Source organism: Sphingobium agrisoli, assembly GCF_041877245.1.
Classification (GTDB): domain Bacteria; phylum Pseudomonadota; class Alphaproteobacteria; order Sphingomonadales; family Sphingomonadaceae; genus Sphingobium.
The window spans coordinates 243,167-266,336 of sequence record NZ_JBHDJI010000005.1 but is presented as its reverse complement, the minus strand read 5'-3'; the positions used below and the strand labels follow the sequence as shown (position 1 = coordinate 266,336).

General features: G+C 62.8%; 19 protein-coding genes and 3 pseudogenes. 5 read left to right on the top strand and 17 right to left on the bottom strand.

What is annotated here, in order from left to right; translation table 11 throughout:
* Positions 1-198: 198 nt before the first annotated feature.
* From ACETPF_RS11120 to ACETPF_RS11075, 10 genes and pseudogenes are all read right to left on the bottom strand, one after another.
* A pseudogene (locus ACETPF_RS11120) lies at positions 199-876 on the bottom strand (IS21 family transposase); the annotation flags it as partial.
* 174 nt (positions 877-1,050) lie between these two features.
* Positions 1,051-2,370 carry an amidohydrolase family protein gene (locus tag ACETPF_RS11115; protein WP_373934537.1) on the bottom strand — a complete coding sequence of 440 codons (1,320 nt, stop codon included), beginning with the start codon at positions 2,368-2,370 and terminating at the stop codon, positions 1,051-1,053.
* Positions 2,371-2,509: 139 nt separating this feature from the next.
* The gene (locus ACETPF_RS11110; RefSeq protein ID WP_373934536.1) at positions 2,510-3,730 is read right to left on the bottom strand and encodes a hypothetical protein; all 1,221 of its coding nucleotides are present in this window, start codon (positions 3,728-3,730) and stop codon (positions 2,510-2,512) included.
* Positions 3,731-3,874: 144 nt separating this feature from the next.
* A complete protein-coding gene (locus ACETPF_RS11105) occupies positions 3,875-4,699 on the bottom strand; it encodes a sugar phosphate isomerase/epimerase family protein (RefSeq protein WP_373934535.1) in 825 nt (274 codons plus the stop codon).
* A complete protein-coding gene (locus tag ACETPF_RS11100; protein WP_373934534.1) occupies positions 4,696-5,631 on the bottom strand; it encodes an NAD-dependent epimerase/dehydratase family protein in 936 nt (311 codons plus the stop codon). Before ACETPF_RS11100 ends, ACETPF_RS11105 begins: the two co-directional genes overlap by 4 nt.
* Positions 5,632-5,634: 3 nt before the next feature.
* Positions 5,635-6,801 (bottom strand): sulfotransferase family protein, encoded by a 1,167-nt coding sequence (locus ACETPF_RS11095; RefSeq protein ID WP_373934533.1) that lies wholly within the window; start codon positions 6,799-6,801, stop codon positions 5,635-5,637.
* Between the two features lie 488 nt (positions 6,802-7,289).
* Positions 7,290-7,407, bottom strand: a pseudogene (locus ACETPF_RS11090) (IS3 family transposase); the annotation flags it as partial.
* 54 nt (positions 7,408-7,461) lie between these two features.
* Positions 7,462-8,466 (bottom strand): LysR family transcriptional regulator, encoded by a 1,005-nt coding sequence (locus ACETPF_RS11085; protein ID WP_373934532.1) that lies wholly within the window; start codon positions 8,464-8,466, stop codon positions 7,462-7,464.
* Between the two features lie 324 nt (positions 8,467-8,790).
* Positions 8,791-9,795: a CoA transferase gene (locus ACETPF_RS11080; RefSeq protein ID WP_373934531.1), complete on the bottom strand. Its 1,005-nt coding sequence runs from the start codon at positions 9,793-9,795 to the stop codon at positions 8,791-8,793.
* Entirely contained in the window at positions 9,782-10,036 is a 255-nt protein-coding gene (locus ACETPF_RS11075; RefSeq protein WP_373934530.1) for a hypothetical protein, read from the bottom strand. The genes ACETPF_RS11080 and ACETPF_RS11075 overlap by 14 nt, the downstream gene beginning before the upstream one ends.
* Before the next feature lie 124 nt (positions 10,037-10,160).
* Between ACETPF_RS11075 and ACETPF_RS11070 the strand changes: the two are divergent.
* Positions 10,161-10,319: pseudogene (locus ACETPF_RS11070) on the top strand (IS3 family transposase); the annotation flags it as partial.
* Between the two features lie 67 nt (positions 10,320-10,386).
* Here the strand turns inward: ACETPF_RS11070 and ACETPF_RS11065 are convergent.
* The 7 genes from ACETPF_RS11065 to ACETPF_RS11035 form a co-directional block, all read right to left on the bottom strand.
* Entirely contained in the window at positions 10,387-11,490 is a 1,104-nt protein-coding gene (locus ACETPF_RS11065; protein WP_373934529.1) for an NADH:flavin oxidoreductase, read from the bottom strand.
* Positions 11,483-11,872, bottom strand: coding sequence for an EthD domain-containing protein (locus tag ACETPF_RS11060; RefSeq protein WP_373934528.1), 390 nt, complete (start codon positions 11,870-11,872; stop codon positions 11,483-11,485). Before ACETPF_RS11060 ends, ACETPF_RS11065 begins: the two co-directional genes overlap by 8 nt.
* A gap of 51 nt (positions 11,873-11,923) precedes the next feature.
* On the bottom strand, positions 11,924-12,673 hold the full coding sequence (locus ACETPF_RS11055) for an NUDIX hydrolase (RefSeq protein ID WP_373934544.1): 750 nt from the start codon (positions 12,671-12,673) through the stop codon (positions 11,924-11,926).
* Positions 12,674-12,768: 95 nt separating this feature from the next.
* Positions 12,769-13,410: a glutathione S-transferase family protein gene (locus ACETPF_RS11050; protein ID WP_373934527.1), complete on the bottom strand. Its 642-nt coding sequence runs from the start codon at positions 13,408-13,410 to the stop codon at positions 12,769-12,771.
* A gap of 64 nt (positions 13,411-13,474) precedes the next feature.
* Positions 13,475-14,950 carry a class I adenylate-forming enzyme family protein gene (locus ACETPF_RS11045; protein WP_373934526.1) on the bottom strand — a complete coding sequence of 492 codons (1,476 nt, stop codon included), beginning with the start codon at positions 14,948-14,950 and terminating at the stop codon, positions 13,475-13,477.
* A 31-nt stretch (positions 14,951-14,981) separates the two neighbouring features.
* Complete coding sequence (locus tag ACETPF_RS11040; RefSeq protein WP_373934525.1) at positions 14,982-17,189, bottom strand: acyl-CoA dehydrogenase family protein; 2,208 nt, start codon at positions 17,187-17,189, stop codon at positions 14,982-14,984.
* Between the two features lie 50 nt (positions 17,190-17,239).
* A complete protein-coding gene (locus tag ACETPF_RS11035) occupies positions 17,240-18,106 on the bottom strand; it encodes an SDR family NAD(P)-dependent oxidoreductase (RefSeq protein ID WP_373934524.1) in 867 nt (288 codons plus the stop codon).
* A 307-nt stretch (positions 18,107-18,413) separates the two neighbouring features.
* On the opposite strand from ACETPF_RS11035, the gene ACETPF_RS11030 reads away from it, so the two are divergent.
* From ACETPF_RS11030 to ACETPF_RS11015, 4 genes are all read left to right on the top strand, one after another.
* Positions 18,414-19,058, top strand: a complete 645-nt coding sequence (locus ACETPF_RS11030) for a TetR/AcrR family transcriptional regulator (RefSeq protein ID WP_373934523.1) — start codon at positions 18,414-18,416, stop codon at positions 19,056-19,058.
* A gap of 50 nt (positions 19,059-19,108) precedes the next feature.
* A complete protein-coding gene (locus ACETPF_RS11025; RefSeq protein ID WP_373934522.1) occupies positions 19,109-19,885 on the top strand; it encodes an enoyl-CoA hydratase/isomerase family protein in 777 nt (258 codons plus the stop codon).
* Positions 19,886-20,035: 150 nt separating this feature from the next.
* On the top strand, positions 20,036-21,520 hold the full coding sequence (locus tag ACETPF_RS11020; protein ID WP_373934521.1) for an aldehyde dehydrogenase: 1,485 nt from the start codon (positions 20,036-20,038) through the stop codon (positions 21,518-21,520).
* Positions 21,521-21,565: 45 nt separating this feature from the next.
* Positions 21,566-22,969 (top strand): MFS transporter, encoded by a 1,404-nt coding sequence (locus ACETPF_RS11015; protein WP_373934520.1) that lies wholly within the window; start codon positions 21,566-21,568, stop codon positions 22,967-22,969.
* Positions 22,970-23,170: the final 201 nt, after the last annotated feature.

Below are 23,170 nucleotides of genomic sequence, written 5' to 3'. Positions count from 1 at the left end.
GATACCTTCAGTCCCGCCGAATGCCGCAATTATCTCACCAACTCGGGGTACGGATCAATCTAATGTCATCCGACTCTAGCGCCGCTATGATTGTCTCATGAACAGCAGTTTTCCGCCAACCGGTCCGGCAAGAGCATTGGCGACGCGAGCTGGAAGATGACGAACACCCTTGCCAAATCTGAGGTTGCCCGGCACGCCGTGCTCGCTCTCGTCGAAGCCCTCGAACGGCCCCAGCATCGACTGTAATGCAGGACGTTCCATCTCCAGCATCTGCCCACGGTCTGGTCGCCCTGCTCAGGATGGGCCTGCCGTTCGGCCCAGCGCCGGCACTCAGCTTCCAGCCAGCCATTGAGCTCCTCGAGGCTGGCGAACCGCAGACGGGGCTGGAAGAAGCGTCCCTGGATCGTCTGCACCTGGTTCTCGACATGACCGTTACGCCCTGCGGGCGTTGGCCTGCGGCTCTCCCATCCCGCCGCCGGCGAGCAGGCCGTGGGCTCGACCATATAATGGTCGGCCATGATCAGGAACCGCCGGTTGAACACCCGCTCCTTGCCGGTGAACACGCTCGTCACCGCCGTCTTCATATCATCGTGGATGCCGCGCCGGCGCACGCCGCCGAAGAAGGCAAAGCCGCGCGCATGCGCGTCGAACAGCATCTCCTGGGTCTCGCGTGGATAGACCCGGACATACACAGCCCGCGATGCGCACAGCCGCATGTGCGCGAACCTTGCGTCGATAATCAAATGCGCCTTCCGGCGCCCGGATCGCCTTGCGGATCACCTTGCGCGACACATGCAGATCACGCGCGATCGCCTTGATCACCTTCCCGCCGGCATACTCACGCCGGATACGAACCACTGTCTCCAAAACCAACATCCCGATCTCGCCGCATGAACTTCCATGCGACTGTGTAAGCTATCGAAATGAGGGGTCCCTTTTAAACGCCGATCACCCCGCTAACGGGGTCCTTTTTGCACGCCGATCAACACGGATTGTTTGCCGGGTTGCTGACGGGCGACAGCAGCCCGGCCAATCGTCATGCCCTTTAACTTACGCGTCGGCCGCCATTTCGTCGTGCGCGAATAGCTTGGCCTGCATCGCCATTACATCGCCGGACGTAACCCGCCGCGTCGTACCTTTCTGGACAGGTGCAACGCCTTCCAGCGGCACTTCGCCGACGTCCACATGCGTCGCCTTGGCCCTGAGCGCACCTACCGTGCAGTTGGCTCGTCCGCCCATGATACCGATGGCGTCATAGTCGAAAAACTCGAGGGCATTGAGGTGGCTCACCCGGTCGATCTGCTCATCGGTCAGCCCCGCAACGGTTTTCATGAAGTTTTCCGGGACTTGCGGCCACTGGGTATCGGAATGGGGGTAATCGCACTCGTAGGCGACGATCTTCTCACCGATCTCCTCAAGATTCTTTAGGCCGAACTTGTCCTCCACGAAACACGTCAGGAAGTGATCGCGGAAGGTTTGGGTGGGTGTGCGCGATCCAAAGCTGGCGTGCGTCCAGGCACTGTGGTGCACATGCGTGTATTCGGCCCGCTCCAGGAAATAGGGCACCCAGCCGATCCCGCCTTCGGATAGCGAGATTTTCAGCGGATAACGATTGAGCGCATCGAGGTGCAGCCAGTCGGCCGCGGCAGCAGCGATCGTCATCGGAAACGAGGTTATCCACGCATCGATCGGCGTCAACGGCGAGGCGTGCGCCGGCAGAAAACCGGTGCCGATGTGCAGGTTGAGCGCCATGCGATTGTCCGCGCACGCTTTCCAGAATGGCTCCCAATGGCTGTCATGGATGCTCGGAAGCCCCTTGGCGGTGGGATTTTCGGAGAAGGCGAGCGAGTGGCAACCTTTCCTGGCGATCCGCTCGATCTCGGCAACGCACGCTGCCACATCCCACATAGGCATCACGGCGGTGGGAATGCTGCGGCCGGGATACTTTCCGCACCACTCGTCGATATGCCAATCATTGTAGGCCGAAACGAGGATACGGGCATCTGCCTTGTTTTCGTACTTGAGGAACAGGCTCCCGTCGAAGGAGATGATGCTCGGGAAATTGATCGACGCCAGAATGCCGTTGACGTTCATGTCGTCGATATGGGCGTCGATGTCCCATGTACCGCGGCGCATCTGGTCGAGTCCGGTCGGCTCGAAGCCATATTCCTCGCGCGGGCGGCCGACGACAGCGTTGGTTGCGCCCTGCGAAACCCTCTTGCCTTCAAAGATCCAGTAGTCGGCGGTGGCATCGCGCACCATCCTCGGCGCAATCGCCTTGTGCTGCACGCTGAGATGATTGTCCCACATGTCGGGCGGCTCGATGATGTGATCATCGACGCTGACGATGACGAGGTCGTTCATGTCCATGGTGGCTCTCCTCGGATGCCCGGAATATCAGGCTCGTTCATTTTTGTTTGGCGCATGATAGCGCAACATCATCTGCGCCGGCAGGTGCTTGCAGATACGGCGAGGCACTGCCGCTGCGCTCGCCGGGAATGTGATTTCCTCACCAAAAGGTCCGAAACTGGGCCGCCTCGCGCCGCGCCGCAAGCTGCTGGCGTCGCTGCTCGGGCGTGACGACCGGCGTTTCCGGTGGAAGATAGCGCCGCACATCGGCCACTTTCACCCGCGTCACCTTTGCCTCCGGCGCATCGCTGGCGCGATTGAAGCGCATCTGCAGGATGCCCCACTTGTTGTCTTCCTTGTCCAGCCAGTTCGGTACGCCGGGATCCTGCTTGGAAACCACAGTGCGGAACACCCGGTCGGCATCGAGCACGGCCTGCCTGTCGTTGACGCTGGTTTGCCGGTTCATCCAGTCAACCGTGCAGAACCGGTCATCAGCAACGAGCATCTGCCAGTAGTAACACTCGCGCGGCAGCGGTACCTCAACGACGAGCGCCTCGTCATCGTCGATTTCATAGATGCCATCATAGTAGAACTGGTTAGGCAGGCCTCCCAACTGGGTTACCTTCTTGGACAGTTCCAACCCGTTGGTGGGATGGTGTTCCTTGTACCATTTCACCAGGTCGGTCATGAACGAGATCATGCCGACGATCCATTCCGGCAATTCCGCCCAGCGCTTCGATACATCGGACCAAGTCGCGGTCTCGACCGGGTCCAGTCGCTCGATCGCGATCTTGGAATCCACTTCGTTGCGCCAGTCGGTCGAGCAGCGGCGCAGTAGCAGGGCCCCGGTGTCCTGGCGCAGCTCCCACCAGTCGCCATCGTAGCCTTCAGGTCGTTTCGCACTCAGGATCACGCTGAAATAGCCATCCTCGGCCAGTGTCAGCTGATCAAGGTCGTTGGTAATCGGATTGAGGTTCTTCTGCTTGCCGATTTCCGGCCACAGCCGATGGTTCACCTGCGTGAATTCGGTAAACCGGTTGGTTCCGCGCAATCCGGATATGCGATAGACTCCGTCGGAATCGACCTCGCTCCAGCCGTAGATGAAGTCAGGGTTGGGGCCGCCCTGGTTGAAGGCAATGTTCCAGTACGGCGCGAACACAGGACGCTTCGGATCCATGAAGACATGGCCGAGATAGCCGTTCGCCAGCATCGCCAAGCCCAGAATCCACTGGTCCTGCTTTTCTTCCTCGCTCGGGTTCGGCCTCCCCCAGTTGTCGAGCAGTCGCTGGCCCACGGGCAGCAGCGCCCTGATCTGATCTTCCCATCCTGGCAGACTGCCTGGGGCGAGGGGAGTGGTTGTGCGGATAGGAATGCTGGTCATCGGTGGCACCTTTTCCTGAAATTACACAATAAGGCCGGGCTGGTTCGTCGCCTTAATGAGAGAAACGGTTCATGAGCTTCGGCCAATGGGAGGTCGCTCGGTCCGGAACCTCGAAAATGAGGTGCGGGGCAAGGGCGGGCCACGTCATGCCGCCCACTTCACCAGCCGTTCGTTCAGCCAGTCCAGGCTGCGACGCAACGAGTTCTCATATCCTTCAGCCTCGACGGTTGGGCCCAGAACCTCGATCTCGAACATCCCGGTGTAGCCCGCAGCGAGCAGGTCGCCGAGCAGGAACTCAAGCGGGATCGAACCGTCGCCAAGCACCCGCCGATTCAGCCGCGTGGTTTCGCCAACCAGAAAGTCGCTCACCTGCACCATGGTCAGCCGATGCAGGTGGCGCCGGAACAGTTCGGGCAGATGGCGTTCGATCCAGCAGTTCTGGATCTCAAGGCAGATGCCGATACCGGTCTGCTCGGCGAATTCGATGCAATCGTGCAGCGTGTGGATGAAGCCGGCATCGCGCATTGCGGCATTGTTGTGCTCGATCGCCAGCGGAACGCCAAGTTCCTTCGCGTAAGCCACGACTGGCGGGACGGCTTCAACAAGCGCGTTCACCAGTTCGTCGGTCGGTGTGCGGGGCGGCGTGGCACCGCCCACGAAGTAACAGGGCTTCCCGCCAGCCGCAGCCGCGAAATCGAGCGAGGGCTTGAGCGCACGCAACGCTGGCGACCCGTCAGCATCCATCCGTGCGAGCAGGCTGGCCCCAAAGGCGTCGGCGGTCACGCTGGAAACGGACAGTCCCGCATTGCGGATCGCAGCCAGAGAGCCATCCGGATCGGCGACCGCCTTCTTGAATTCGACACCGATCCCCGGCACGCCCAGACTCTGATACAGGTCTACCGCCTGCTCCAACGACCAGTTCCAGGTGGAAAGGGTGCTGACCGCAATTCGCGGGTGCAACGCGCTCATTTCTGTATCCCTCCCGCATTCTTTATCAGCCCGGGGTGCAGTTCCTCGATCACCCGGCGCAATCCGTCCTGCCACGTGACCCGGCAGGGTCCTGTGATGGACAGCCGCCTGGTCACGTCGCCCACCGAACCGACCGAGGCACCGGGCGACGGCTTTACCAGTACCTTGGGTGTCACCCCGATCAGCCCGGCCATGTAGGCGATCCACTGTTGTGCAGAGACGGCCTCGTCACCGCAGAAGTTGACGATATGGGCGGGCACTGCGGCGGCGCCGAGCAGGGGCTCGATCATTTCGGCGATGTCATCGCCATGGATCGGGCTGTAAGGGAGGGGGTCCCACCGCGGATGGATTTCCTGTCCAGCCAGTAGCGCTTCGAGATGGCTGATCGGCAAGCCGCCTCGCGGCCCGTAGGCAGCGCCCATGCGCGCAATTGTGACCGGCAGGTTGAACGCGCGCGAACAATAGCGGGCGACGACTTCCTCGCTGATCTTCGTAATTGAATAGCTCTCGGGAATTGGCTGCAGGATGTCGCCGAGCGGTTCATCCTCCCGAAACGCATGCCATGGATCAGGATGTGGTCGATAGACGCTGAGCGTGCTCATCACCAGGGCAGCCTTGGCATTGCGGCAATGCTCTAACAGGAAGCCGCAGCTTTCCGCATTTGTGCGGATGGCCCGGTCGTAAGAGCCATTATCGAAACTGATCGCGATGTGGATGAGGTAAGTAAAATCGCGGGGAAGATCGCTGAGGTCGCAATCGTAGAGATCGACCTTGCGAGTGGTGACGCCAAGTGCCTCGATTTCTGCCTGCTGGGCCGGGTCGCTGAAGCGGGCAATGCCCCAGACCTCGTTGTCGCGCGCCAGATACCTTGTCACATGCCACGCGATCTTGCCTGCTGGGCCAGTGATCAGGATCTTCTCGCCGCTAAGCATATTTCACTTGCTTGTACGAATGTCGAAACGGTCAATGTAGAAGGCATAGTCGCGCCTAATGCCTTGTTCGGTGAGGCCATACTCCTCCGGTGTGTAGCGATGATCGCCATGTGCGCCGCTGCGATGCTTCAGCAGCCAGGCGTCGAGCGCATCGTGGAACGACGGCCCTATATCCATGCCGAGGAAGGCGTAGATGCGCTCTATCGTTCCGTGCGGATCGGCGTTGAGGTCGTGATGGTGAATGTCGATGAAGCGGTCTTCTCCGATCCGCTCGCGGGACTCCAGGGCCCGTTCCATGCCGCGCCGGAGGTGGTTGGAGACATAGCGGCCAACTTCGCGCGGATCGTGGTGGGCGGCGGTCTCCGCATCCCACACGCTGCGCATCACCAGACTGGTGTAGCTGGGCACCACCTTCGCGGGGTCGCGGTGGGTCATCACGAAACGGGCATCGGGATAGGCTGTGAGCAGCGCGTCGAGGTGAAACTTGTGATGCGGCGCCTTGAACAGCCAGTTTTTGGATCCGCCGCCCGACTGGAGCAGTTGAACGACGCGGCGATGATAGGCGAATGTCGCCCGCTGATCGGATTCGCGCCACCAGTCCATATACCCGAAGATCGGCATGGTCATGCCCTGCGCGCCGAACTCCAGCCCCAGGGTCTCGGTATCCTCGACCGAGGCATCGATTTCATGAATATGCTGGGCGGCGTACTCAGGTTCTTCACGATAGATGCGGTCGATCTCGGCCGCATAGGCGATCCGGCGTGGGTCCTTCTCTTCCTCGCCGGCTACCGGCGGAGGCACCGGCAGTTCCTGCTCCCACCAGCGAAGCGAACGGAACTGCGGGTCGAGCGAGAGCATGTTGCCAAGCGCGGTGGAACCGGTGCGCGTCAGTCCGGTCACGATCGACGGACCGCCGACCTGTTCCGTCGCTGTTTCGGGATGACGTCGATAATAGTCCTCGATCCGCAGACGGTTGGCCAAGCGACGATTGATGGTTGTCATTGCCTTGGCCCGACCGGCGGGGGAAAGGCGGGCCTCGCATCGAAGGCTGGTCAGCATATGATCCAGCCCGACGCGGAAGTTGCCCTCACCGAAGTCGTCCAACCCGGTCGTCTGGCGGGCCTGCTCGAGCAGGCTTTCGGCCGATGGATATTGCTCATCGCTGGCCAAGTGGATGCCCTCTCTCTTCATGTCCTCCGCTCATTCTTCTGTGACCGTCTGTCGCATCCGGGAGCGGCGGGTCTGCCATTCCCTCACAACGGGGTCGTTTGGCCGCGTAAAGCCAGGCTGTACCTGCGCAGCGCTGCACACGCCCCTAGCCTTCGCCCCTCACGCTGTGTTCTTGGCTGCAAACGATGAGCCGCAGGACGATATCATTCAATCGCGTTATTGAGCGGTTTGCATGCTGATTGTGCATGAATGCTCATTCGCCGCGGATGTTATGTCGATGAAGGCGCGGTTTGACGCGCGCGCCACCGGGCGTAGCAGTGAGCTGCCCCCTCTGGGCCTGCGGTCATAACGGAAGTGCGCCGTATCGATATTCATGTTGCACAACTGGCACATGCGCGACAGGTGGGCCGCTTTCATCTTGCAGGAGGGTCAAGCGCGCTTAAGGCCAGTGTTCATCTCGCCAGGGAGGAGCGCGACCTGGCGTTTCAGTAATCGTAGCGCCAGACGGCCAGTTTGCGCCGAGCGTCAGCCAAGTTGTCGAACTGCTCCTCGGTCAGGAGTCTCCCTGGCCCACTTCAGGATCGCCCGCGTCGTGAACTCGGTCCCTTGGCACATTGGCAAGCGGGCTGCTTGGAGTGGCGCCAAACTAACGGAACCTAATCATGTCCCGGGGGTCGCTTGTGCCCAATCAAGCTCGAAGCCATGCTCGCAGGACATGATTTGGGTTTGCGGGACATTCTCGATGAGACATTTGAGAAACTCCTGGGCTAGTCGCGATGGCCGATCTGCCAGCCAAGTGAGATGGAATTCCAGCACGTCATTCTGAAGGTAATTCACGATCGGGAGAAAATCTATACCGTCGCGGGAGGGTCCCAGACTGCTCTCGTAGGCGAAGCCGACCCCCAAACCACAGGCAACGAGAAATCGCGATTCCAAAGAAGTGCTCGCATAGCGGACATTTTGCGGGCGAAAGCCAGCCTCGTCGCACCACGAAATCTGCGTGGCGTAGACTTGGGGGCTTGTTACGGGATCGGAAAGGACGAAAGGTGCATCGCGGAGCGAATCCAGGTGAACCTCCTGATCTTTCGGGAAATTCCAGGCGGACGGCACTGCCAGCACCAGCCGCGATTGTGCAACCGTGCGCCATGTCAGGTCTCTTCTGTCGGCATTGTTGAACAGTATCAGGCCTGCATCGAGTTCGCCTGAGCGCAACGCGTCGGTCAGGACATCGCCGGGTATCATCTTGACTGTCAGGGACACTTCCGGCCGTTGGGTAACGAACGCATTGAAGCCATGACGGAGCAATTTTGCCGGAACTGCCTCTGTGACCCCGATCCGCAAGACGCGATTGGCGCCATGGCCGGCGTTGCGTGCACTGGCGACGGCCAGGTCGACTCTGTCCAGGATCGACTGACATTCTTTGAGAAAGGCGCAACCTGCCGGCGTCAGCCCGATCTGCCGGCGGGTTCGGTCAATGAGTTCCTCGCCGACCAAATCTTCCAGTCGGCGAACAGCCCGACTTAGCAACGGCTGACTTGTTCCAAGCTCATGGGCCGCGCGTGTAAAACTTAGATTTTTGGCGACGACCATGAAGTCTCGAATTAACTGAGCATCCATACAAACTTCGCATGCAGACTGAATATTAACATGATTGAATGGCATCATTGCGCCGTCCCCTGATGATGTCCAGAGCTTGCAAATGTACGCTACGAAAATTCTCCCGCGAGAAACGCTGCCGAGGGAGTCACGATCTATTGGGACGAGCGGAGGCGGTGATGGCGCGGCAGGCAGGTTCTGAGACCACGAGGAACATCTCGCGCGGCTGACGAAGAGCGGCGATCCGCTGGTGACGTTGCCGATCTGGATGATTTCGAGCCGTTCCGCCTTCCGTCCGAAGCGATATCCATGCTGCGGCCGTCCAAGCGTGGCGTGAGAGTGACTTTGTCGATCAGGGCGCGGATGGCGTTGCGGGTGGAGCGGCCGGCTTCCTCATCCCACTACCACATGGCCGGTGGCAACACGGGCGGCCACATGGGCCAGCGCCGCATCGATCATTACTCCACCGCCACGGGCGATGGCGCGTAGCGCGGCCAGTCCGGCGGCCAGCCCGGTGAGCGGATCGGCCAGTGCATCCCCGGCGAAATGCGGGGTGTCGCCGTGCCAAACGACCAGTCCGCCGGCCACGGCCGCATCGTCGCCGAACCCGGTGCGTCGGCCGGCTGCGCCGTGCCACCCGTGCCCGGTGATCGCCACCCAGACCAGCCCGGGCCGGGCCGCGGCCAGATCCCGGGGGTTCAGCCCCAACGCGGCGAAGGCCCGCGGCCGTGCACTGGTGACGATCACGTCGGCCTCGGCCAGCAGCGGGGCAAGGTTTGCGGCATCGAAGCGGATCGCGTGGCGGGCCTTGGCCCCATTGAGCCTGGCGTCCAGCACGGGCGTGTGCTGCGCCACCGGATCGGGCCGGGTGATGCTCTCCACCTTGACCACGCTGTGACCGGCCTGAGCCAGCAGTCCGGCGCATAGCGGGCCAGCCCACAGCGTCGATAGATCGAGCACACGGCGGGGGCGATGATCTGCGGCTTGTGGGCCAAGCGGTACGGGGGCCAGCGGTCGGGCGGCAACCGGCTGGCCGGGCTGTGTCTCGCTCAGCCGGGCAACTGCCAGTCCCAGCTCCGCCCCGGATGCCACCAGCGTGGCGGCTGTCTGGGTGCGGGCGGCAGTGGCAATGCTGGGCCACACCGGCGCGCCCCAGTCGGTGCCGGTCCAAGCAGGCACCAGCTCCGCATCGTCGGTGCGGGGCAGGTTGACCGCGATCCAGCCGTCTGCGGCCATCACCAGCCGGCATGCTCCATTTGGCGAGACCAGCCCCGGGGCGGCGAGCGTCATGTCCTCCGAGCGATCGAGCACGGTTGCGGGATCGACTGTCACGCCGTGTTCGGTCAGTGCTGTGGCCAGTTGATCCGCTCCGGCCAGCGCGCGGTCACGCCCGTTCATCCGGCGTGCTCCTGCGCGGTCGCGGGATCGATCCGGCACCCGGTGAGCGGCAGCGCCGCTGTGCGGTGCGCCAGCGGATGAACTCGCCACGCTCCCGCAGGGCGGAGTGCGCCAGCGATTCCAGCGTCAGGGCCTGGTCAAACAGAAGGCGCTCGCCGATGGCCGGCTCGGCGAGGTCGAGCACCTGCAGCAGCCTCGTGCCCAGCGGCCCGAACTCTTCCGCGTGCAGCGTACAGATCATGATTCGGGCCCGGTCATGCGCTTGACATGGCGGTGAACGGGGCGGGGATCAAGCCGCCGGCCAAGCCGCGTCTCGGCGTCAGTAGGCATTCGCTGAATGCGTGGAAGCGGCAACTGGCGAAGGTCGGATCCGGAGCCGGACCTACAAAACCTGCGAGGAAGCCCGGCAGGACGAGTTCGATCCCTTCGAGATGTTCTGTAACCCGGTGCGCAAGCAGGTCAGGAACGGTATGCTGTCGCCCATAGAGTTCGAACGACAGCAGATTTTGGAAGCAGAAGGCGTCGGGAAAACGGGGGGTAATCAGATTGGTTTCGCATTACCCACCAGCGCTGCGGGAGGGGGAGGACAGCTCAGTCGGCGACGAACCCCGCCCACGTTCTCATGTAGTCGATGAAGTGGGGACCCAACCCCTCGTCGTGCAAATGCGCACGACTGACTGGTAACGGCGTGCAGACAAAACCCGGATCGGCCCGCAAGCGCGCGGGGAAATCGTGATGCAGGATTGCCCCCCGCCCGATCAGTACGAAATCGGCGCCCTGCCGAAGACTCTCGAACACCGCCGCCGCCGTAGTCAGCTTGCCCGCAACGCCCAGCCTCGCGCGGCCACGTGGTAATTCAGCAAAGCAGTCGAGCAGTGTCCGGCCATGGTAGCGCGGGTCTTCTGGCTGTTTGCCTACATCCCAGCAAGAAACGTCCACATAGTCGACCGTCCCGCTGGTCATCAGCTTCGCGGCGAGCGCCAACGCCTCGTCGAAGGCGATGCCGTACCGTTCGGGTGAGAGCCTTACGCCGATCTGGAAATCAGGCCCGGTACGCGCGCGCAATCCAGCAACGATCTCGGTGATTGGTCGCGACCGTCCTTCGGCGGATCCGCCGTAGCGGTCGCTGCGCTGGTTGCGGACTGTGTCAAGGAATTCGCACAGCAGATAACCATGCGCGCCGTGTATTTCGACCCCGTCGAACCCGGCCCGCTCCGCGCGTATCCCCGCAACAATGAAATCCTCTATGACCTGCTGAACCTCGCCGGTCGTAAGTCCTCGCACACCCGGTCCGTGACAGACCCCAACAGGCTCTGTCCCGATCAGATCGCGCTTCGCCCGCCACCCAGAGTGCATGATCTGCACTACCGCCTGTGCACCGGCGGCGCGTAATCCTTGCGCAAGCTTGGCCAGCCCCGGCAGGTGCCGGTCGTCATGAATACCAAGCTGGCGGGGATAACCCTTGCCAAGCGGGCTGACAGTAGCCCCGCACGTCATCACCATGCCAAATCCGGCTTGCGCTCGCTTGACGAGAAATGCGAACTCGTCGGGTGTGATCGTCCCGTCGTCATTGCTCTGCAGGTTGGTCAAAGGTGCCAGCGCCAACCGGTTGCGCATCGCCGCGCCGCGCGCGAATTGGAGCGGTTCGAACAGGCTGCCTGCTTGGCCAGGGCCACCCTGCAGGCGCTCACTCACCGCGTACCACCTCGATTGTATCCACCATGTAGAAGCGGATGCTGTCAATATCGATGAACTGGGCTTCATCGTCGCGTATCTGCGCGATCGTATGGGGCGCGAAGAAGCTTCGGAAGAAATCGGCTGCAAGCGCATCGTTCTCAAAGATGATTTCAGTCAGGCAATCGAACGGCGGTTCTCCAGGTGCAGCGCGACCATCGCCTATCATGGCTACCAGAGGATGCTCCGGGTCCACAAAGTTGCGGATATGCACTCGTCGACCGGTATCTGCGGTGCGGAGGATCCGTGATACGTTCGCCAGATGCCGTTCGTTATAGTATGCGATGAACTCCTCGCGACTGAGGCCCGATTTACGCTTCATCGTGATCAAAAGTTTGGGCACGCCGCATCCCCGATCTTTGAGGCTTAAGAGCTTGACTACACGAGGGGCCGCCTATCCGCCGGGATACAGATATTCGGTCTGTCCATATCCGGCCGATTCCGGAATCACGACTGCAACGCCGTTTTCGCGCTTCTCGACCCTTGGCAGGACCGTGGCGACTGGCCTCTCCCGGGCGTCAGCCAGAGCCGAGGCGGCATCCCCGGTGCGGGACAGCAGGCTGAGGTTCATGCGGGTGGGGAAAAGCACCTTACGAGTGCCAGCTGCAGCCGCGGACAGCGTCGCGGCAGGCTCTACCCAGATCGCCTCGATCGCTTCCTGGCCATCGCAGCGTGCCACCTGCCCTTCGGGCGCATCGATAAGATAGAAATGCGTATCATAGCGCCGGGGGGCCACTTCCGGGGTGATCCAGTGACCGAAGTGGACGAGCGCATCGAGGCACAACACCGCATCATGCTGCGCCAGAACATCCTTCAAGTCCCCGTCGGGATCTATCGCTTCGGCAATTGCCGATCCGTCCCGTCGGCGGGCGAGCAGGAGTCCGCATTCCTCGAACGTTTCGCGGCAGGCGGCGATCCTCAGGGCGCGCTCGTCACGGCTGAGGTCTTCGGCGCCAGCCACATGCGCCAGCCAGTCATCGCCGGCATCGGCAGGATCGACCAGGCCGCCGGGGAATACCAGGGCAGAGGCGAAGTCCTGTTCGGCATGTCGCGCGATCATCAGCACTTCGAGTGGATTGTCGCGGATCACCAGCGCGGAGGATGACCGTCTGGGGCTGTTAGAGGGGCGTGGTGGCAAGGTCATGCTGCCACGCTTCCGGTTGTCACGCATTGCTTCAATGGCTTGTCCTCCGTGCACGCGGGTAATTACCCGGGCAGTTGCGCCCCGGGCGATTGCTGTTACAGCGCAGGTGCACGATCGGCCCAGGCCTTGGTCGCCGTGCACTGTTCCATGGCCCGGAGATAGGCTGGCCGTTCGGTCACTCGAACCAGATATTCCCGGTCGGTTTGGCCCGGCTGATAGTTCTTCGTCCTCAGTCCGACCAGAAGCGCATAGGCCACCGAAATGTCGGCTGCCGTGAACCGGTCACCGGCGAGATAGGCCGTCTGCTCGAGTTGGCGCACGACAAGTCCCAGTCGGCTGGTAAAGGTCGTCATCGCCCAGTTGGTGACGCGCGCATCGCGTTCCGCTTCAGGCGCCATGTTGCGGCCCATGAAAACTGTATTGATCGGGACGCCAAGCCCCGCCTCGCCCATGAGCAGGAATTGCAGATAAGACGCAAAGCCGGGTTCATCCGGTACCATTGCCAAGGGGCTGGGGCCATGGCGGGCGAGCAGATATTGCAGGATGGCGATGGATTCCACCATCGTGGTATCGCCGTCCTGCAAGGCCGGGACGAATCCTGCCGGGTTGATGGCCGTGTATTCTGCGTCCTTGCCGGGGGAGGCCATGTCGACCGGGCGCAGGCGATAGGGCAGGCCCATTTCCTCGAGCAGCCAGACAACGCGAAAACCCCGGCCTTCTCCATACACGGTCAACATTAGCGGTGGGTCCTCTTGTCCGGATATGGTCGATGCCTGGCCGGATTACCCGGATCGGCAGGGTTCAACTTTCAAGCGCCAGGCTTTTCAGTTTCGTGAGGTCGGGCTTCAGCGCGCCGGTCCGCGGGATTTCGTCCATCACCAGAACCTTGGTGGGCACCACATAGGCGGCCAGCTTGGTGCGCAGGAATGCCAGCATCTCCTCCTGCGCGATTGTGGACCCGTCGAGCGGTTCCACCGCCAGGATCGGCACCTGGCCAAGCCGGGCATCGGGAATGCCGAAGGCGACGGAATCGCGCACTGACGGGTGCTCTTCGGCGGCGTTGGTGATCTTTTCCGGCAGGATCTTGAAACCGCCACGATTGATCGCCTGATCGGCCCGGCCGCGCAGGAAGAGGAATCCGTCGCTGTCGATCACGGCGAGGTCGGTGGTGCGAATCCAGTCCGGACCGAGCAATTCGACGCGCGCCTCGAGCAGCCCGATTTCACCCGCCGGGACGTCTTCGCCGCTGTCCGGATCGACGATCCGCAATTCGACCCCGGCAATGGCCCGTCCGGCGCTGCCCATCTTGGCATCGCCGAACTGTTCGGCGAGGGCCGGGCTCCAGCTGGCCGCAGTGCCGGCGATCTCGGTGCAACCGTAGCCCCAGTAGATGGGAATGCCATAGCGCTCCTGGAAGGCGCGTTGCACGTCCGGAGCCAGCGGGCCACCCCCGCCGAACACGGCGCGCAGGCCGCCAAACCGCTCCTTGGGCGTGTTCTGATCGAGGAAGGCATGTATCATCGGCGCAAACATGATGATCGTGTCGGGCGCGCAATGATCCAGCGCTTCCAGCCAGCGCTCCATCTCGAACCGCTCCAGCAGGTAGACGCAACCACCGCGCGCTACGCTGCCGAGGAACTGGATCAGGCCGCTGATATTGGCAATCGGGGTGAACGCCAGGTTCGGCCGGACCGGGACGCCGGGGACATCCGACACCGACATGGTGGCGAGTGCCCTGGTGAAGATCAGCGAACTGACCTGTACCAGCTTTGGCTTGCCGGTGGTGCCGCTCGACAGGACCGAGATCGACATCGGCTCGGCCGGGCGTGCGGCCTGTTCGGCGCCAAGCCGGTCGAGCCCCGGTTCGTAGCTCAGGCTGAGGCTGTCGCGCCGGTCGCACCGGATTCCGATGCTTTCCACCTCGCGCGCGGCTGCCACGGCCTGGGGCGTCCAGTCGTCTGCCAACGCGACCACCGCTGAAAGCTTGAGCTTGCGGATATCCTCTGCAATCCCGTCCAGCGACTGTAGAGTGTATATCATGACCAACGGACGCGACGTGCGCACTGCGGAAAGCAGCGCGGCGGCCAGCGGCGGAACATTCCGGCATAGCAAGCCGATCGGCTGTCCGGGCGCAACACCCTTGTCGGCCAGCATAGCTTCCAGCGTTTCACTGAAACCGCGCACTCCCTGCCAAGTGAACGAGGCGCCTTCGAACCAGATGGCTAGGGCGTCGTCGGGCTGTGTCATCGCCCGGTCCAGATTGGGATTGAGGCTCATCGAATTCCCCGCATGGTATGAGAGTTCCGGATCAGCGGCTGCGCGGCAAGCCGAGGAAGACTTCGGCGATCTGGGACCGCTGGATTTCGCTCGAACCGGCATAGACGGTCGCTACCTGCGACTGGCGATAGAGTCGTTCGAGAACGGCGAGGGGCCCGCTGCCATTGATCAGGCAGTCCGGTGCGGTCATGTCCATGAGGTCAGCGAGGACCTGCTGGACCATTTCCGAATAGAACAGCTTGCTCATCGGGCCATAGCCGGTGCGGCCGGCTTCGGGATGGCTGAGGGCATGCCAGGTTGCGCGATCCGCCAACAATGTCCCGGCGCGGGCCTGCAGTTCGAACAGGCCGAGCCGCCGCCGGACGTCCTTGCTTTCCATCCGGGGATTGCCGCTTTCATCGGGCTGAGCCGCCCAATCGAGCAGGGCGGGGAGGGCGCGCCGGTCGCCTGCCCCGAAAGCTCCGAGCTGTTCGAGGGTAAGCGCCCAGGTCATCACCTTGATGCCGTTGTGCGCCGGTCCGACGCGCCAGCGATCGTCCAGAACGATGTCCGTGTAGAAAGTCGCATTGGTGCGTTCCCCCATCACGGTGTGGATGGGGTGAACCTCGAACCCCGGCGTGTCCGTCGGCACCAGGAACAGAGTCAGCCCACGATGCTTGGTGCTGCCCGGCTCGCTGCGGGTCAGCAGCAGGACATAGTCCGCCAGATTGGCGCCGGTGGTCCACATCTTCTGACCGTTGATGGTCCAGGTCCGGGTTTTCTCGTCCCAGCGCGACTTGGTCTGGCAACCGAAGATGTCCGACCCGGAACCCGGCTCCGAATAGCCCATGGCACCCAGCGCCTCGCCGGCAGCGAAGCGCGGCACGACCAGTTGGCGGATTTCGTCCGAGGCAAATTCCCGGACGATATGGCCAACCATGTTGGTGACCGACTGGGCGTGGCCGGGATAACCCAGTTCGTCCCAGACGCGCAGCGCCGACAGCATGGCCGTGGCCGAAGAGCCCCGGCCGCCCCATTCCTTGGGCCAGTCCGAAAAAAGCAGTCCTGCCTTGCCCAGCGCCTGAGCGATTTCCGGAACGTGTCCGTCGTAGGAATCCGGCAGGGTGGCATGCAATTCGGGCGTCATCAGCGGTTCGAGAATCGCCCGCGTGTCGGCCATGACCGCAGCGGTTTCCTCGTCGATCCCGAAATCGAGCGGGCAGGGGCCGCCATCGGGCAGAGCCGCCGTCTCACCGCGCCACATCCGATCGGCTACGCGGGCGAGTTCTTCCCCGGGGTCGCCGAGCAGCAGGGGCAGGGCCTTGGCATGGCGGAAATAGACCTGCGCGTTATGTTCCAACGAAAGCCCGTAGCCGCCGAAGGTGTGCAGCGCACGTCGGGCCGTGGCGTCAGCCGTCTTGGTGCTCCAGGCGAAGGTCATGCTGATCGCGGCCGCGGCTTCGGCGCTCCCTTCGGCCAGCAGCCAGGCGGTCCACCAGCCCAACAGACGCGCAGCCTCGTTGTCCACAGCACGGTCGGCGAGCGGGTGCGAGATGGCCTGGAAACTGCCGATCGGCCGATCGAACTGATGACGCTCGTTGGCGTGGCGCGAAGCCATTTCCAGCATGGCACTCGACAGACCCCAAAGCTCGGCCGAGATCAGCAGTTTCCATTCCTCGACCGCGGCAAGGAATGAACCGACCGCAGCTTCGCCCTGACCCAGTTCGATAACCGCCGCGCCGGTCTCGGCGAAGCGGGCCAGGCATTGGTCTGCATGGTCGCCGGAGAGCGGATCAAGCGGTCCCGGCTGGAGGTATATCCCGGCCGCCTTGCGGAACACCACGGCATCGCAGGCGGCGCCAAAGGGCACCAGTTGCGCCGGGCGCTCGGCAACGTCATGAAGCGCCAGCGTTACCACCGCCTCGCCTGTGCCTATGCGCGCCAGCCAGCTTTCGGCATCCGCGGCGGTCGACCGCCCGAGCACGCCGCCTGCCACCAGGGTTTCGGCGAGGGGCACGCGGGGCAGGTGACGGCCAGCCTGTTCCATAGCGAGCATGGCATCGAACAGCGGCAACCCCCCTTGTTCCGGCGAGAGGGCGCGCATCGTCAGAAGGCCCATCCCGGCGAATTCGCGGTGGAGATCGCGATCCATCACGCCGGGTTGGAGCTTGCGCAGCCTATCGACGCCCCCCGCGCCGACCAGCAGCTTGTCCACCATTGCCACCAGCAGGTTGTTTTCTTCGCTCAGATCGAGATTCACGCCCAGTTCTCCGTGGTGTGCCGGCGGCCTCCGCGCCGCAGCGAGGCAGGTCAGTCCTTGCGGTCGAGCCGCCGGAACTCAGACTTCTTGCCCGTAGTGCCGTGGTGCATCCCGGCAAATTTTGCCCAGGCGCCGCCACGCTGCAACCGCACTTCGATGCCGCTGTCGCTGGTCGCGCCGCCATCGACCAGCAGGGTCTGGCCGGTAATGAAGCGCGCTTCGTCGCTGGCAAGGAACACGGCTGCCGAGGCAATATCCGATGGCAGCCCGTGATCAGGCCAGGGCTGGCCCTTGGACAGCCGTTCGGCCGCTTCGACAGGGTCCTGTCCGCCGATCTCGGTGAGGATTGCGCCCGGCGCGATGGCATTCACCCGGATTCTTTGGGCTGCGAGGTCAACCGCCGCCACCTTGGTCATGTGGGCCACGGCCGCCTTGGCGATGGAATAGGGGCGTGGCCCGGCGCCGCCGACCAGGCCGGCGGCTGAAGAGGTGCTGAGGATCACGCCTCCGGTACCCTGGGCCTTGAATTGGCGCACCGCATGCTTGAGCCCAAGAAACGGACCTTTGACCAGGACTGCGAAGGTCAGGTCCCAGTCATCAGCGCCGATTTCCTCAAGCGGGCCGAGGGCGCCCGGAATGCCGGCATTGTTGAACATGCAGTCGAGTCGGCCGAAGGCATCGACCGCTGTACCGATCATCCGTTCGATTTCGGCCTCGTTGGTCACGTCGGTCGCAACGAACCGGACACGGTCAGCGTAGCCGAGCTCATCAGCGAGGGCGAGGAGGGCATCGCCGCTGGCAGGATTGACGTCGGCCACCACGACCTTGGCGCCTTCCTCAAGGAACCGGACGGTGCTGGCGCGACCGATTCCGCTCGCTCCCCCCGTGATGACAGCAACCCTGTTCTCAATCAGCATGGCAATCGTCTCCCGATGTCATCACATGGCACCTGCCTTCGACCTGCCGATCGATGGCTTGGCGGGTCGGGACCAGATCCATGGGCCCGCAACATTTCGCGCCGCAACGCACGACGGCACCCGACTGGTTTCTGAAAGCATGGTTTTGACAGTCCTGTCAACTCTACTGCGAAAGAGTTCATCACGATGTCAGCGCCCCATGACCGACGCCCTGCCGTCCTGTCGCGCCGTTCAGGTTGAATCGGCGGCGGCCATCTTGTAACGGCACGGTGATCGGCATGCAGATCAAGGCGAAAGGACAGCAGGCGTGGCCCGCCAGCCAACGGCTCTCAAGGGAACGGGGCGATCAGGGGGCGTACTCGGCCGCAAGGGACTGGAGACCCGCGCCCGTCTGCTGGAGGCGGCAGCGAGGCTGCTGCGCACGCAATCGGCCATGTCCCTTACCGCTTCTGCGATCGCGCAGGAAGCGAAGACCTCGCTGGCGACGCTTTACGTATATTTCGGCGATGTCCGCGATATCCTGCTGGTCCTGGCGGAAGAGGCCAGCGCCGCCATCGACGATGTGCTGGTCGCGCTGAAGGCTTGGAAGCCAAGGAGGGACGATCTCGACGGCCCGCGGCAATTCCTCGATGCCTACCGCCGGTACTGGCACCGGCACAATGCGGTGCTCGTGCTGCGCAACATGGAATCCGATCGCGGAGACGCCCGCTTTTCGGAAATCCGCAAGCAGTCCGGCGTGCGCCTAGTGCAGATCCTGGCGGACAAGATCATCGCCGGGCATCCGGGCACGAGCCTGACCGGTGAGCAAGCAATGGCGCGCGCTATCGTGATCTTCGCGGCGATCGAACGACTGGCGACCCGCGAGACCCTTTACAATGACGACGCCGCGACCATCCAGGCTGACCTGCATGAAGCCCAGATCGGTATTCTGCTGGAGCTGGTCGCAGGCTGAGCGGTCCATTTCCGGCCGCCATTGCCGGATCAACGCGAGAGGTTCACGCCATGCCGGTAGGTTTCGAGATCATCGGAGGCGGCGGCTGGATCCGCATCGATCGACCGGAGCGCCTGAACGCGCTGGATGCAACGACACTTGATGACATCACAGGCGCGATCGATGCCTGCTGCGCCGATTCGGGTATCCGCTCGATAGTTCTCATCGGCGAGGGGGGGCGCGCCTTTTCGACTGGGGGCGATCTCAAGCAGCTCAGGCAGGACGAGATCGACGGGCACCCGAAGCGTGCCGAAATCGCTGCGGAGCGGTTGTACGACCGCTTGCGAGCCTGTCCCCGGCCAGTCGTTGCGGCTGTTGACGGCCATTGCCTGGGCGCCGGTTTCGAACTGGCGCTCCTGTCCGACATCGTGGTGGCCACGGAAGCTTCGCAGTTCGGCCTTAGCGAAGTGCGCTTCTCGCTGATGCCCGACGCGGGCCTGATTGAACTGCCCCGGCGGATTCCGGCAAACGCCGCACGAGCGCTGCTGCTGACCGGCCAGCCGATCTCTGCGAACCGGGCCTATCAGCTGGGCTTGGTCGCCGAACTGGCCCGAGACCGCGCAGGCATGTTGGAGCGGACGGAGTCGCTGGTGGCCAGCCTTGCTTTAGCGGCGCCGTGCGCCATTGCGGCCTACAAGCAGGTGCTCTCGGCTGGAGATGTTGCTGCAGTCGATGCAGCGCGGCGAGAGCGCGCAAAGGCTTGGGTCAGCCTTGCCGCAACCCGCGACCGCGAGGAAGGACTGGCGGCCTTTCTGGAGCGCCGTCCACCGAACTGGACGGGCCGCTGAGCAGCCCGAACGCCTCTGACGGGGTCCGTCAGGATGCCGGATCCTGACGCGCGATCTCTCTAGCCCATTGACGCGTCCAGAGCGTACTTGTACACATGCGTCAAATACTAAAAAGCTGGCCTGGTGGCTGGATTTGGAGAGCAGGCACAGATGGCAGACGCTGCCGGCCGCAAGATCGGCCTGAAACATCCCGATCGTTTTTTCATAGATGGTGAATGGGTCAGGCCTTCGTCGGATGCGACTTTCGCCGTTCTGGACAGCGCTACCGAAGAAGAATGCCTGCGCGTTGCCGAGGCGCAGTCGAGCGACATGCAGAGGGCGGTCGATGCGGCTCGCCGGGCATTCGATGAAGGGCCATGGCCGCGGATGTCCCCGGCAGAACGCGGCGACTTCCTTGCGCGGATCGCCGATGCCTGGGAAGAGCGCGCCGACGGCCTGGCGCGCAGCTGGATGGTGGAATCGGGCGTCGTCTGCGGCATGGCGGAAGTTGCCGGGCCGGGTGCGGCGGCCGTGTTCCGGTTCCACGCCGAACTGGGACGCACTTACGCCTGGGAAGAAGAACGGGTCACGCGTGCGGGCAATCGTGCCATGCTGGTCAAAGAGCCGGTCGGGGTGGTGGCGGCAATCGTTCCGTGGAACGCGCCGACCTCGCTGCTCAGTCACAAGGCTGCTCCGGCCCTGATTGCAGGCTGTACGCTCGTCGTCAAAGCATCGCCCGAAGCACCGTCGGCGCTATATATGTTCGCCGAAATCTGCGAAGCGGTCGGTCTGCCGCGCGGTGTCGTCAACGTGGTGACGGCTGACCGCCAGGTTTCCGAGGAGCTGGTGCGCAACCCTGCGATCGACAAGGTCAGCTTCACCGGCTCGACTGCGGCAGGACGCAGCATCGCCTCGATCTGTGGCGAAAGGATCGCCCGCGTCACGCTCGAACTGGGCGGCAAATCGCCTGCAGTCGTGCTGGACGACTATGACATTGCCACGGCTGCAGCTGAAATCGCGCGCTACGCGCCGATGGCGACAGGCCAGGTGTGTGCATCCTTGACCCGGATCATCGTCAATGAGCGCCGTCACGACGAATTGGTCGATGCGCTGGCTGCCGAGTTCGCGCGGATCCGCATCGGAGATCCGTTCGATCCGGAAACCCAGATGGGCCCGCTGGCGATTGCGCGGCAGCGGGACCGGGTGGAGGGCTGCATCAGCGCGGCCCAGGCCAGCGGAGTCCGCATTGCGGCAGGCGGTCGTCGTCCGGCTGGACTCAATCGTGGCTATTATATCGAGCCTACGCTACTCGCAAACGTCGACAATAGCCTGCCCATTGCGCAGGAGGAAATCTTCGGTCCGGTCGTTTGCGTCATCCCGGCGAGCGACGAAGCGACCGCAGTGCGGATCGCCAATGATACCATTTATGGGTTGAATAGCGCTGTCTTCACGAACGATGATCAGCGTTATTACAAGGTTGCGCGGCAGCTGCGGGCAGGGACCGTCGGACACAATGGATTCAAGCTCGACTTCTCTATCGGCTTTGGCGGGTTCAAGCAGTCTGGAATTGGCCGCGAAGGCGGACTCGCCGGACTAGGGGCTTATCTCGAACCCAAGACGATGATTTTCGATCACACGGGGGCCACGGGAAGCTGATCTCGGATTTGCGGGCGAGGCGATTCTGCAGGAGTGCTTACCCAAATGCATCACCCGGAGCCCCCAAACACCCGATTCCGATCATGGCGGCTGATTGTCGCGGTGCTGGTGATTGCCGACGTTACGGCAACGTTCGAAACACAAATGATCCTTGCTGCGATCAAGGTTCTCTACGCCGACTTCCGCGACCCGGCGGCGGTTGCCTGGATGGTGACCATCTATCTGCTGGTTTCTTCGGTAGCGGCGCCGATCGTTGGTCGGCTGGGAGACTTGTTCGGGCGGAAGCGGATGATTGTCATCTCCGTCGGCATGTCTGCGGCTGGCTCGGCTCTCAGTGCGATTCATCCCGATGCCGGCTGGGTCATCGCTGGCCGGGCGCTTCAAGGCATGGCGGGCGGAGTGCTGCCGCTGTGCTACGGTATCGTCCGGGAAGCAGTGCCCCCCGAGAAGCACTCGCTTTGCGGCGGCCTGCTGGTCGGGGCCACATCGGTTGGGGCCATTGCAGGGCTGGTGATCGGCGGCGTGGTAGTGGACAACTTCCATTGGCGGGCCCTATTCTGGTTGAGCGCGGGGATGGGAGGCGTCGCGGCAGTTCTGGCAGCGACGTGTCTTCCGGCCGGCCTCGGCGACACAAAGGTTCGGCGTCGGCTGGACCTTGGCGGCGGTGCGTTGTTTGTCACCGGCGTCAGCGCGCTTTTGCTGATTATCACCAGGATCGGTGAGCAGGGTGGCGTAGATGGGGCTGGCCTGGCTGGCGTGCTGGCGGTTGTCATGCTGATGGGGGGATGGGTCTGGCACGAACTGCGCCATCCCGACCCTTTGTTCAACGTGCGCCTGCTGGCAGCCCGCGAAATGGCGTTGACGAACGCCGTGATCCTGCTGTTGGCGCTCGGGCCATTCCAGCTCACGCTCGTGATGATGCTGCTGTTGCAATCAAGGACCCCGGGTATGGGCCTTGGTCTGTCTGCTTCCGCAGCTGGTTTCCTCAAGATTCCGGGGAATGCCGCAGCGGGCCTCGCTTCTCCGATCGCAGGTTTGCTCTGTTCGCGGATTGGCGAGCGCGGAGTAATTCTGTCGGGGTTGATCTGCAACGCTGCGGCATGGCTCTATTTGTTGGCCGGTCCGGGCGGATTTGCTTCGCTCGTAGCGGTGATCATCGTTAGTTCAATTGGAACAACAGTAACTTATGTCGGCGTTACGAACCAGATTGCGCGCATAGCTTCTGCCGACAGGGTCAGCGAAGCGCTGGGTTTGAGCGCGGCTATCCGCTCAATCGCCCATGCTTGCGGCACTCAGGTCATGACGTTTCTGCTCGGATCAGCCGCGCTGGGCGCCGATGCCGGCATGGGTGCTGGATCGGGCTATTCCCGCGTATTCTGCTTTGTTTTCCTTGTCTGTCTGGCTGGAATGGGCGTGGCGGCGGCGCTGCCTCGTCGTCGGCCAACCTAGAAATCGCTTCGTTGACTACTCTGTTCAGCTTCGGACGCGACAGCTGATGCAGGACAGCCACAATCCGGCAAAATTTTCTCGGAATAAATCGATTTGTTGACGCTTATGTCAAAATCCGCTACGCAGTAAAAAAATCATCCGCCAACATGGACGGAATGTCATGCCGGGCACGTCGCACCGGTTGAAGGGGAGTAGGATATT

What these genes read in the sequence shown, in the direction of transcription:
- ACETPF_RS11045 (WP_373934526.1), bottom strand. Translation starts at nt 14,950, where the DNA reads ATGAGCCTCAATCCCAATCTGGACCGGGCGATGACACAGCCCGACGAC.
- ACETPF_RS11115 (WP_373934537.1), bottom strand. Translation starts at nt 2,370, where the DNA reads ATGGACATGAACGACCTCGTCATCGTCAGCGTCGATGATCACATCATC.
- ACETPF_RS11105 (WP_373934535.1), bottom strand. Translation starts at nt 4,699, where the DNA reads ATGAGCGCGTTGCACCCGCGAATTGCGGTCAGCACCCTTTCCACCTGG.
- ACETPF_RS11015 (WP_373934520.1), top strand. Translation starts at nt 21,566, where the DNA reads ATGCATCACCCGGAGCCCCCAAACACCCGATTCCGATCATGGCGGCTG.
- ACETPF_RS11025 (WP_373934522.1), top strand. Translation starts at nt 19,109, where the DNA reads ATGCCGGTAGGTTTCGAGATCATCGGAGGCGGCGGCTGGATCCGCATC.
- ACETPF_RS11080 (WP_373934531.1), bottom strand. Translation starts at nt 9,795, where the DNA reads ATGAACGGGCGTGACCGCGCGCTGGCCGGAGCGGATCAACTGGCCACA.
- ACETPF_RS11100 (WP_373934534.1), bottom strand. Translation starts at nt 5,631, where the DNA reads ATGCTTAGCGGCGAGAAGATCCTGATCACTGGCCCAGCAGGCAAGATC.
- ACETPF_RS11110 (WP_373934536.1), bottom strand. Translation starts at nt 3,730, where the DNA reads ATGACCAGCATTCCTATCCGCACAACCACTCCCCTCGCCCCAGGCAGT.
- ACETPF_RS11085 (WP_373934532.1), bottom strand. Translation starts at nt 8,466, where the DNA reads ATGATGCCATTCAATCATGTTAATATTCAGTCTGCATGCGAAGTTTGT.
- ACETPF_RS11050 (WP_373934527.1), bottom strand. Translation starts at nt 13,410, where the DNA reads ATGTTGACCGTGTATGGAGAAGGCCGGGGTTTTCGCGTTGTCTGGCTG.
- ACETPF_RS11055 (WP_373934544.1), bottom strand. Translation starts at nt 12,673, where the DNA reads ATGACCTTGCCACCACGCCCCTCTAACAGCCCCAGACGGTCATCCTCC.
- ACETPF_RS11075 (WP_373934530.1), bottom strand. Translation starts at nt 10,036, where the DNA reads ATGATCTGTACGCTGCACGCGGAAGAGTTCGGGCCGCTGGGCACGAGG.
- ACETPF_RS11035 (WP_373934524.1), bottom strand. Translation starts at nt 18,106, where the DNA reads ATGCTGATTGAGAACAGGGTTGCTGTCATCACGGGGGGAGCGAGCGGA.
- ACETPF_RS11020 (WP_373934521.1), top strand. Translation starts at nt 20,036, where the DNA reads ATGGCAGACGCTGCCGGCCGCAAGATCGGCCTGAAACATCCCGATCGT.